Below are 1,233 nucleotides of genomic sequence, written 5' to 3'. Positions count from 1 at the left end.
TTTAAGATAATAAATTTTAATAAGGGTGAGGAGGATACATATATTAATAAAATTACTATAGAGACAATAGAGAAAAATAGTAAATACAAAATTATAAATTATGATAATACATATTACATTATAAATCTCAATAGAAATAAAATATTCTACATATTTCCATTGTTGAATTATATTACACGTCAACCACTTATAAAAGTTGATAAAAATGAGTTGAAAGATATAAGGACAGCATATATTTCTAAAAATGAGAAAAATAAACGTGACTCATTAAATATCTTAGGGGCTGGGGTAGCTGTTTTAATTGCAACTTTAACAAGGTCATTAATTGATTACTTGAACTTTTCTACAAATATTTTTATTAATCGCAATTATTCCAATTGTCTTAATAAAAAGTATCGTTGATAGAAAAAAGAAAATTAAGTTAGGTATAGAATTAAGTTATGCTGAAAGCAAAGCATTTATACTGCCAAATTCTAAAGTTTTATTTCAAAATATCATTTATAACTTACCAATTACATTTATTTTCATTGCTACAACATATGGATTTCTGTGGTTAAAACAAACAAATATAATATTTGTTTTTGGAATAATGATATTTCTAACTTTTATCCTATTTCAAAATGTTATTTTATATGCGCAAACGACAATTGATGGAAAGATAGGGGAAATCAAATTGAACCGATAGCAGTATGGATTATAGTTAACTCAATTTTATTTTTCTTAAGTTAACTTATTTGAAAGATAATATTGGGGTTGTATTAAACATAGATATAAAAGGGGAGAAAAACAATCAATTCTATAACAATTGAATCTCTTAAAAAGAACAACAAATACAGATTGATACACAATAACGGAAAACACTATATAATAAACTTAAATCGTAATAAACTATCATTTATCTTGCCATTAATCAATTACATAACGCCTCACCCACTAAAAGAAATTAACGAACGGGAACTAAAAGATATAAAAACTGCGAACATTTCAAAGGAAGAAAAAGATAAAAATGATTCACTGATAGGGTGGACTGCTGGGATTGGCTCATTAATCGGAATATTAACTAAATCTATAGGTGATTATATGGATTTTTCAACTAACTTTATCTTAAATTTAGTAATAGTATTGCTAATTATCGTGCCTTTATTAATATTTAAAATTGTGATTAATAAAAAAGATGAAAGAAAAATTGATATTTTAATAGAAAATGCTCAACAAAGTGCATATGTATGGCCT

1 protein-coding gene and 1 pseudogene are annotated in these 1,233 nt (G+C 24.9%); both read left to right on the top strand.

Annotation, left to right across the window (positions count from 1 at the left end; genetic code table 11):
• Nucleotides 1-6 precede the first annotated feature (6 nt).
• Nucleotides 7-685: pseudogene (locus CD155_RS11965) on the top strand (DUF443 family protein).
• Nucleotides 686-789: 104 nt separating this feature from the next.
• Nucleotides 790-1,233: DUF443 family protein (locus CD155_RS12850; RefSeq protein ID WP_308447158.1), on the top strand; the 444-nt coding region annotated here is incomplete at its 3' end.

This window comes from Staphylococcus caprae, from assembly GCF_002902725.1.
Lineage (GTDB): Bacteria > Bacillota > Bacilli > Staphylococcales > Staphylococcaceae > Staphylococcus > Staphylococcus caprae.
The sequence above is the reverse complement of the archived record's forward strand: the minus strand, read 5'-3'. Positions and strand labels throughout refer to the sequence as shown.